An 8,533-nucleotide genomic window follows, 5' to 3' on the forward strand; every position below is an offset into this window, starting at 1 on the left:
GCGGCGAGGTTCTTGTGCGTCGCGCTGACGATGCGCACGTCCAGCGGCAACTCCTGCGTGGCGCCGACCGGGCGCACCGAGCGCTCCTGGATCGAACGCAGCAGCTTGCTCTGCATCGACAGCGGCAGGTCGCCGATCTCGTCGAGGAACAGCGTGCCGCCGCGTGCTGCCTGGAAGAAGCCATCGCGGTCTTCGTTGGCGCCGGTGAAGGCGCCCTTGCGGTAGCCGAAGAACTCGGCCTCGAGCAACTGCTCGGGGATTGCGCCGCAGTTGACCGCGATGAAGGGCTGCGCCCGGCGCACGCTCACGTCGTGAACAGCGCGCGCGACCAGCTCCTTGCCCGTGCCCGACTCGCCCTGCACCAGCACCGGCGCCATGCTCCGTGCCACCTTCTCCACAAGAGCGCGCACTTGCGCCATGGCCGCCGAGTTGCCGGCCATGCGGGCGAGCGCACCGCGCGGCGCCGGCCGCAGGGCGCGCGCACTGCCGCTCTCCGAGGGCAACTGATCGGGCTGAACGGTCGGGGCGCTGGCCGTGCCCGTGCCGCGGCCGAGTGCGGCGGCGACGACGCTGCGGAACACCTTGAGGTCGACCGGCTTGGTCAGGTAGTCGTAGGCCCCGGCCTTGAGCGCTTCGACCGCGCTCTCGGCGGACCCGTAGGCCGTGATGACGATGATCTTCTCGCGGCGCCCGGCCTCCTCCAGCCGGCGTAGCAGTTCGAAGCCCAGGCCGTCGGGCAGGCGCATGTCGGTGATGACGGCGCTGAAGCTGCGGTCCTTCAACTGCGCCCACGCGTCCTCGACGCTGCCCGCGGTCTCGATGTCGTAGCCCTCGCGCAGCAAGGTCAGCTCGTAGAGCGTGCGCAGGTCGGGCTCGTCGTCGACCACGAGCACACTGAAGTGGGAAGCGGAGCTCATGAACTCAAGGGAAGCCGGGTTTCGCTGGCGGCCAGTGGCCCGCGGCGCATCGTGACCGAGAACTCGTTGCGGTGGCGCTCGGTGGCGGTCCGCGCGCGGTAGTCGATGCTGGCGCCGTACCGCTCGCACAGCTCACGGCAAATATACAAGCCCAGGCCGGTGCCGCGGCTGCGCGTCGAGAAGAAGGGCTCGAACAGATGGCGCTCGACTTCGGGTGCGATCACGTCGCCGTCGCTGTGCACGGTGAGCAGCGCACGGCTCTCGGCGGCTTCAGTCAGCCGCACTTGCACGGCGCCGGGCGCCGCGCTGCCGTGGCGCAGTGCGTTGTCGAGCAGATTCACCAGCACGCGGCGCAGGTGCTCGCCATCGAACACGACGCCCAGCGGCTGCGCGGGGAGCTCGATCTGCACCGCGCTGTCGGTGCCCAGGCGCAGGCCGGCAATGCGCGCCCATTCACCGCAGATGGCGGCGACCTGCGTGCTGGCGTCGAGCGGCGACGGCGCGCGCTGCGGTCCGGGGGCGACTTCCATGACGTCATCGACGATGCGCTTCAGGCGCTCGGCGTTCTCGGCCACGATGCGGGTGAGCTGGCGTGCCTGCGCGTCGTTAGCGTCTTCAGCGAGCAGCGCGTTGGCCTGCAGGATGGCGGCGAGCGGGTTGCGGATCTCGTGCGCGATGCCGGCCGACACGCGCCCCATTGCAGCCAGCTTCTCCTGACGTGCCCGCGCCTGCACGCTGCGCAGATCCTCCAGAAAAAGCACGCAGTACTCCTCCAACTGGCTGCTTTCCTGGCGCTGCGTGAAACGCACGCGCAGTCGCAGCTGGGTCGATCCATGCCGCGGCCCGGGCTTGCCGGTCGCCGCCCGGGGCAGGCTCACGTCGCGCCCGCTCTCCGGCCAGCTGCCGTCGGCAAACGCGCGATCGACCGCCAGCACCAAGGGCTCCCACGCCGCCACGCCGGTCAGCGCGAAACTTTCGTTCAGCGTCACTTGCGGCTCTCCGAGAAGCAGGCGCACGGCCGGGTTGGCGGCCCGCACGCGGCCACGGCGATCGACCACCATCACGCCGTCCTGCATCTCCTGCAGCACCAGCCGGTTGAGTTGAGCTTGCTGGCGCGCCAGCTCGAAGCTGCCTCGCGCCGTTCGCTCCTCCCGCGCCAGCCGGCCCGACAACTCGCCCGCGAGGAGGCTGACAACGAAGAGCCCCGCGCCCGCCAGGCCGGCCTGCGTGAGCAGCAGCGGTGTCTGAGCGCCACCGTTGAACCACGCCGCCGCCAGCAGTACCAGCGTGCCGGCGGCCGATACGCCGAGCGCCTGCCGCTGCGGTGTGAGCACGCCGGCCATCAACGCCGGCAATACCAGCAGCGCCGAATAGTTGAGCGCGCTTCCGTCGGTCAGCAGATGCAGGGTGGCGAACACGACCAGATCGAGGCCGATGGTGGCCAGCCATTGCCGGTTGCGCAACCGCGTGCCGGTGGCCGGCGCGCGCCCGAGCAGCTCGGGCATCAGCCACAGCGCCACGGCCGCGAAGGCATAAGCGGCGCACAGCGCGAGCACGAGATCGGCGCGCGGCTGCGCGGCGAGCCAGGTGATGAGCACCTCGGTGGCGAGCAGCACCACACTGAGCGCCGCACGCGCGGCGACGAAGGCGCGGTACAGCAGCATCAGACCGCTTTGCCCGGTGCTGGCGATGCGCCGAGCCTGGCGCGACAGGAAGCGCGAATCGGCGGCGCTGCCGTCCCGTGATTCGCCTCGGTCCAGCCGGGAGTGGGCCGCAGCGTCGTCGCTGGGCGAATGGCCCTCGAGCGCGCCGAACCACGAAGCCTCGGGGGCCGCGGCACCGCCGCGACCGGCGCGCCCGGTCATCGGGAGCGGTCGCCGCAAACGCGGCGGTGCTCGTCGCAGCAATAGAGGCCGAGCACGCCGGGCACGGCTTCGGCACGCGGCAGGTGCACGCCGCAATGCGTGCACGGCACCATGGCCTGCAAGGCCGGCGGCGCAGCGTTCGGCTTGCGCGTCGCCGTGCGCGAACGCGAGCGGGCCCACCACAGCACGGCGGCAATCACGAGCACGAGCACCAAGTACTTCATCATCGCCATTCGATCCGTCGATGCGCCATCGATGGGCAATCAGCCTGCATTCACTGCGTGGTGCCGCGCAAGAGCAGCACCTCGATCACGAAGCGCGAACCCACGTAAGCCAGCAGCAGCAGCAGCGCGCCCACATAAAGCCAGCGCGTGGCGAGGTGGCCGCGCCAGCCGAAAGCGCGGCGCCCGGCCAGCAGTGCGGCGAAGACGGCCCAGGCCAGCACCGAAAACACGGCCTTGTGATCCCAGCGCCACGGGTCGGCGAACCACCAGCCGAGCAGCAGGGTGGCCGACAGCACCGCGAAGCCTGCGCCGACGAAGCGAAAGGTCAGCGTCTCGAGCCTCAGCAGCGGCAGCGCATCGGGTGCAGGCAGCGCCTCGCCGGCCACCGGCTTGCCGCGCAAGCGCTGCTCCGCGCGGCGCAGCAACGCGGCATGCAGCAGGGCGGCACCGAACAGACCGTAGGAAGCGATGCCCAGCACCCAGTGCAGCGGCGCCCAGGGCGAACCGCCATGCGCGCGAAGTTCGCCGGGAAAGAGCAGCGCCAGGGCCACCGCGCCGGCACCGAGCAAGGCGAGTGTGCGACGTACGCCCGCGATCGGCACGAAGCGACTTTCGATCGCATAGACCGCAAGCACCAGCCACAGCGTCACCGACAGCGCCGGCGCGAAGCCGAAGCGCGCGCCGGGCGCCGGTTCCCCGATGCCCACGCCATGCACGACGATCGCGAAGGCATGCGCCACCCAGCCGATCACCAGCGCGATGCCCCGCCAGTCCGCCTGCCGGCCCAGGCCTGCCAGCAGATAAGCCAGCAGGGCGACCACGCTGGTCGCAGCGAGCGGCAGCAGGCTCGCGACAGAGGCCCCGGGCGATAAAATCATGGGTCGCAGTGTACTTTCGCGACTCTTGCGCGAGACGCCGAACGGGCTCCACAACCACGGCACCCCGCGCCTGAAGCTCGGCTGCACCGAGGCCGCCCCGGCTGCTTTGATGGCCGCGCACACCAACCCGAGAACTCCCGCATGGCCTCCGCCCTTTCCGAACGCCTGAGTCGCCTCGTCAAGACGATGCGCGGCCAGGCCCGCATCACCGAAGAGAACGTGCAGGACATGCTGCGCGAGGTGCGCATGGCCCTGCTCGAAGCCGACGTGGCGCTGCCGGTGGTGCGCGATTTCATCGCGCGGGTGAAGGAAAAGGCGTTGGGCCAGGAGGTGGTGGGGTCGCTCTCGCCCGGACAGGCGCTGGTCGGCGTGGTGCACAAGGAACTGGCCGCGACGATGGGCGCCGGCGGCGTGAGCGAACTCGATCTCGCAACGCAGCCGCCCGCGGTGATCCTCATGGCCGGCCTGCAGGGCGCCGGCAAGACCACGACCACCGCCAAGCTGGCCCGTTACCTGATCGCGCGCAAGAAGAAGGTGCTGACAGTCTCGGGCGACGTTTACCGGCCGGCCGCGATCGAGCAGCTGCGCACGGTGACCAAGCAGGCAGGGGCGGAGTGGTTCCCCTCGCAGGCCAGCGACAAGCCGGTGGACATCGCCCGCGCCGCGCTCGACCACGCGAAGCGGCATTTCTTCGATGTACTGCTGGTCGACACCGCCGGCCGTCTGGCGATCGACGAAGCGATGATGGCCGAGATCCGCGAGCTGCATGCGGCACTCAAGCCCATCGAGACACTGTTCGTCGTCGATGCGATGCAGGGCCAGGACGCGGTCAACGTCGCCAGGGCCTTCAAGGAGGCGCTGCCGCTGACGGGCATCGTGCTCACCAAGCTCGACGGCGACTCGCGCGGCGGTGCGGCGCTCAGCGTGCGGCAGGTGACGGGGGCTCCGATCAAGTTCGCCGGCGTGTCCGAGAAGATCGACGGCCTGGAGGTGTTCGACGCCGAGCGCCACGCCGGCCGGGTGCTCGGCATGGGCGACATCGTGGCGCTGGTCGAGGAGGTGCAAAAAGGCGTCGATGTGCACGCGGCGCAAAAGCTGGCCGCCAAGGTCAAGTCGGGCGGCGGGTTCGACCTCGACGACTTCCTTGCGCAGATTTCGCAGATGAAGAACATGGGCGGCCTGGCCGGCCTGATGGACAAGCTGCCCAGCCAGTTCGCCGGCAAGGCCGGTCAGCTCGGTGCCGCCGACATGGACCGCGCCGAGCGAGACGTGCGCCGCATGGAGGGAATCATCCGCTCGATGACGCCGCAGGAGCGCCGCAAGCCCGAGCTCCTCAAGGCCAGCCGCAAGCGCCGCATCGCCGGCGGGGCCGGCGTGCAGGTGCAGGAGATCAACCGCCTGCTCAAGCAGTTCGAGCAGATGCAGGACATGATGAAGAAGATGAAGGGCGGCGGCATGATGAAGATGATGAAGCGCATGGGCGGCATGGGCGGTCCGGGCGGCATGGGTCTGCCGCGCTGAGCGATCGAGTTCCTCGCCGAATCGGCACTGCTACCCGGCCGACCGAACGAAACGGCGAACCGGCATCTCCGGCGACCATCGGGTATTGCCCTTGCTCCCGTGACAGAGTACGCCGATCGGCCTGTGGACACGTTTGGCAACCGTCGTCTTTCCTTGTCGCATTGACGCCTACAAGCCGCCGTCTTACGGTATGCCTTCGCTTCGAGAAAGACTTGGACCATGGACCCGATCGCCCTGCTTGCGCTCGCCGCGCTGGCTGTTGTCGCGGGCTTCTGGCTGTGGCGCCGCCGCGGCGCAGTCGCCGAGGGCGATGAAGGCGGATCACGCCCTCAACGCGTCGACGCCCTCGACACCGTGGCGGCCTGGCCGCCTGAAGCCACCCGCATACTGACGCAGCAGGAGCGCCGCGCCTACACGCTGCTCTCGCAGGCCTTGCCCGACTACATGGTGCTGGCCCAGGTGCCGGTATCGCGCTTCATCCGCGTGCCGACGCGCAATTCCTACCATGAGTGGATGCGCCGCGTCGGCCAGCTGTGCGCCGATCTGGTGATCTGCGACCCGGCCTCTCAGGTGATCGCGGTGGTCGAGGTTCGTCGCCCGCCCAACAAGGAGAGCGAGCGCACCCGCAAGCGCCACGACCGCATGGACCGCGTGCTGCGCAAGGCCGGCGTGCGCGTGATCGAGTGGAACGAGGAAGCCTTGCCGCACCGCGACGCGGTTCGCGAGCAGATCGTGCCGACGCCCAAAGGCTCGAACAGCGATGAAGGCGCCGCGCTGAGCATGCGCGGGCCGCTGCCCGAGCCGGACAGCGGTTTGGTGCCGGCGGCCCCACTGGCAGCCGTGCCGGGCACGAGCCGTGAGCCGAGAGTCGCACCAAAAGGAGCCGTCGCCCCTTCTATCCGCAGCCCCGCGACGCTCGAGGACGCATTCGAGGCAACCGACGCCTCAAGCCGGCGCGACGAAGCGGTGCCGTCCGAGCCGACGCCTTCGACGTGGTTCGACGAACTCGAATCGGACCGCATGCCGCTGGATCGGCCCAAGCGCTGAGCCGGCCGGGCAAACGCGCGCTCAGCTCAGCAACGCCTGAGCGAACTCGCGTGCGCTGAAAGTCTGCAGGTCCTCGAGCTTTTCGCCGACACCGACGAAGTACACCGGCACGGGCCGCCCGCCTGTGCGTTCGCGCTCGCGAGACCACAGGGCAATGGCGGCCAGCACGCCGCCCTTGGCGGTGCCGTCGAGCTTGGTGACGATCAGGCCGGTGAGCCCGAGTGCCGCATCGAAGGACTTGACCTGCGCCAGCGCGTTCTGTCCGGTGTTGCCGTCGACCACCAGCAGCACCTCGTGCGGCGCGCCGGGCATGGCCTTGCCGATGGTGCGCTGGATCTTCTTCAGCTCATCCATCAGATGCAGTTGCGTGGGCAAGCGGCCCGCGGTATCTGCGATCACCACCTCGCAGCCACGCGCCTGGCCGGCCTTGACGGCATCGAAGCTCACGGCGGCCGGGTCGCCGCCTTCCTGGCTCACGATCTCGACCCGGTTGCGGTCGGCCCACACTGCGAGTTGCTCGCGCGCTGCCGCGCGAAAGGTGTCCGCGGCGGCCAGCAGCACCTTCACGCCGCCCTGGGCGAGGTGGCGGGTGAGCTTGCCGATCGTGGTGGTCTTGCCGGCGCCGTTGACGCCCGCGACCATGATCACCGTCGGCTCGGCCTCGCCGATGACCAGTGCCTTCTCCAGCGGCGCAAGCAGCGCAGCCACGGCGTCGGCCAGTAGCAGCTTGACGGCCGCCGGCGTGTCGGCCTTGCTCTCTTTCACACGGCGCTTCAGGTCGGCGAGCAGGTGCTCGGTGGCCTGCACGCCGGCGTCGGCCATCAACAGGGCGGCCTCCAGTTCCTCGTACAAGGCTTCGTCGATGCGCGTGCCGGTGAAGACCTGCGCAATGCCGCTGCCCGTGCGCCGCAAGCCCAGCTTGAGACGGTCGAACCAGGGGCGTCGCGCTTGAGCGGCGGGCCCGACGTCGGCCATGCCGGATTCGGCACCGGAGGGGGGGGGTGCGACGGGTTCGATCAGTGCAGGTGACCCGGGGAGCGCGACGGGCACGAGCGGAGCGACGGGTTCGCGGACCGGCTTGGGTAGAGCCACCGAGGCTTGCGAGCGCGACGGCTCGGCGGCAGGCTCCGGTGCAGGCTCCGGCGCAGGCGCGAGCACGGGCACGGATCGTGTAGTTACCGGCGCTTCACTCGGCCCAGTCTTGCGAAAGCGGTCGAGCCAAGAGCGCCTCGCCGGCTCGGCTTGCGGCTCTGCGGCCGCCGACTGCTCCAGAGCGGCGGAAGCTTCGGGCGCCGATCGTGCCGGCGGCTCGAGCGCAGGGGCTGGCGGGTCGGGCGGCGGCGCAGCGGGCGCTTCGGGCAACTCCAGGGGCGAGTCCACGGGCGGCTCTCCGGGCAGAACTGCGGGCGGCTCGGCCAGCGCCGTCTTCTTCTTGAAAAAACTGAACATGTCCCTCGATTTTAGGGACCGCACCGAAGCCCCCTGATCCGAACGTCGACCTCACTTGGCACGCCGGCAGCCAGCACCTGTAATCCAGGCGTTCTCTCGGCTCAGTAGGAGACGCCATGGCGACCATTCGATTGAGTGCCGCGCTGCGCAGCGAGTACCTGCATTTGTTCGATTCCTGCGAGCTGCGGCCCGAACGCACCCGCGAGACCGAAGCGACGCTGCAGCGCATCCTGGCGCAGCAAACGCGCTATCAGCAGGTCGAAGCCACGACGGGTGTGCCGTGGCATTTCATCGCCGTGGTGCACCAGATGGAATCGGGCGGCCGCTTCGACTGCCACTTGCACAACGGCGACCCGCTCGGCGCGCGCACGCGCCAGGTGCCTCGTGGCCGACCGCGCGTCGGCACGCCGCCCTTCGCCTGGGAGGTGAGCGCTGCCGATGCGCTGGCGATGCACGGCCTGTCGGCCGACACCGACTGGGGTCTGGCGAGACTGCTCTACGAGCTCGAGCGCTACAACGGCTTGGGCTACCGGCTTCACCACCCCGAAGTGCGTTCGCCCTAGCTGTGGGGCTTTTCGACGCATTACAGCTCGGGCAAGTACGTCGCGGATGGCCGCTGGTCGCACAGTGCC

The 8,533-nt window shown here is 69.8% G+C and carries 8 protein-coding genes; 3 read left to right on the top strand and 5 right to left on the bottom strand.

All coding sequences use genetic code 11. From position 1 onward, the window contains the following. From H0W38_RS10730 to H0W38_RS10745, 4 genes are all read right to left on the bottom strand, one after another. On the bottom strand, nt 1–917 hold a 917-nt coding region (locus H0W38_RS10730), incomplete at its 3' end, for a sigma-54 dependent transcriptional regulator (protein ID WP_292453736.1). After that, the gene (locus H0W38_RS10735) at nt 914–2,782 is read right to left on the bottom strand and encodes an ATP-binding protein (protein WP_292453738.1); all 1,869 of its coding nucleotides are present in this window, start codon (nt 2,780–2,782) and stop codon (nt 914–916) included. The genes H0W38_RS10730 and H0W38_RS10735, both read right to left, overlap by 4 nt. Next, nucleotides 2,779–3,009 carry a PP0621 family protein gene (locus H0W38_RS10740; RefSeq protein WP_367161909.1) on the bottom strand — a complete coding sequence of 77 codons (231 nt, stop codon included), beginning with the start codon at nt 3,007–3,009 and terminating at the stop codon, nt 2,779–2,781. The genes H0W38_RS10735 and H0W38_RS10740 overlap by 4 nt, the downstream gene beginning before the upstream one ends. A gap of 47 nt (nt 3,010–3,056) precedes the next feature. After that, on the bottom strand, nt 3,057–3,884 hold the full coding sequence (locus H0W38_RS10745) for an inner membrane protein YpjD (RefSeq protein WP_292453740.1): 828 nt from the start codon (nt 3,882–3,884) through the stop codon (nt 3,057–3,059). A 141-nt stretch (nt 3,885–4,025) separates the two neighbouring features. Here H0W38_RS10745 and ffh point away from each other — a divergent pair, with 141 nt between their 5' ends. After that, the gene (gene ffh, locus H0W38_RS10750; RefSeq protein WP_292453742.1) at nt 4,026–5,405 is read left to right on the top strand and encodes a signal recognition particle protein; all 1,380 of its coding nucleotides are present in this window, start codon (nt 4,026–4,028) and stop codon (nt 5,403–5,405) included. A gap of 219 nt (nt 5,406–5,624) precedes the next feature. Further along, nucleotides 5,625–6,452 carry a DUF2726 domain-containing protein gene (locus tag H0W38_RS10755; RefSeq protein WP_292453744.1) on the top strand — a complete coding sequence of 276 codons (828 nt, stop codon included), beginning with the start codon at nt 5,625–5,627 and terminating at the stop codon, nt 6,450–6,452. Between the two features lie 21 nt (nt 6,453–6,473). Here H0W38_RS10755 and ftsY read toward each other — a convergent pair whose 3' ends face one another. Next, nucleotides 6,474–7,544, bottom strand: coding sequence for a signal recognition particle-docking protein FtsY (gene ftsY / locus H0W38_RS10760; protein WP_292453751.1), 1,071 nt, complete (start codon nt 7,542–7,544; stop codon nt 6,474–6,476). Between the two features lie 473 nt (nt 7,545–8,017). Here ftsY and H0W38_RS10765 point away from each other — a divergent pair, with 473 nt between their 5' ends. Then, nucleotides 8,018–8,464, top strand: coding sequence for a hypothetical protein (locus H0W38_RS10765; RefSeq protein ID WP_292453747.1), 447 nt, complete (start codon nt 8,018–8,020; stop codon nt 8,462–8,464). The last annotated feature ends 69 nt before the right edge of the window (nt 8,465–8,533 follow it).

It is taken from the genome of Methylibium sp. (assembly GCF_013817365.1).
Lineage (GTDB): Bacteria > Pseudomonadota > Gammaproteobacteria > Burkholderiales > Burkholderiaceae_C > Methylibium.

Bases quoted from the DNA above. Each gene is read 5' to 3' on its own strand.
- H0W38_RS10735 (WP_292453738.1), bottom strand. From the start codon at position 2,782: ATGACCGGGCGCGCCGGTCGCGGCGGTGCCGCGGCCCCCGAGGCTTCG.
- H0W38_RS10740 (WP_367161909.1), bottom strand. From the start codon at position 3,009: ATGATGAAGTACTTGGTGCTCGTGCTCGTGATTGCCGCCGTGCTGTGG.
- H0W38_RS10745 (WP_292453740.1), bottom strand. From the start codon at position 3,884: ATGATTTTATCGCCCGGGGCCTCTGTCGCGAGCCTGCTGCCGCTCGCT.
- ffh (WP_292453742.1), top strand. From the start codon at position 4,026: ATGGCCTCCGCCCTTTCCGAACGCCTGAGTCGCCTCGTCAAGACGATG.
- H0W38_RS10755 (WP_292453744.1), top strand. From the start codon at position 5,625: ATGGACCCGATCGCCCTGCTTGCGCTCGCCGCGCTGGCTGTTGTCGCG.
- H0W38_RS10765 (WP_292453747.1), top strand. From the start codon at position 8,018: ATGGCGACCATTCGATTGAGTGCCGCGCTGCGCAGCGAGTACCTGCAT.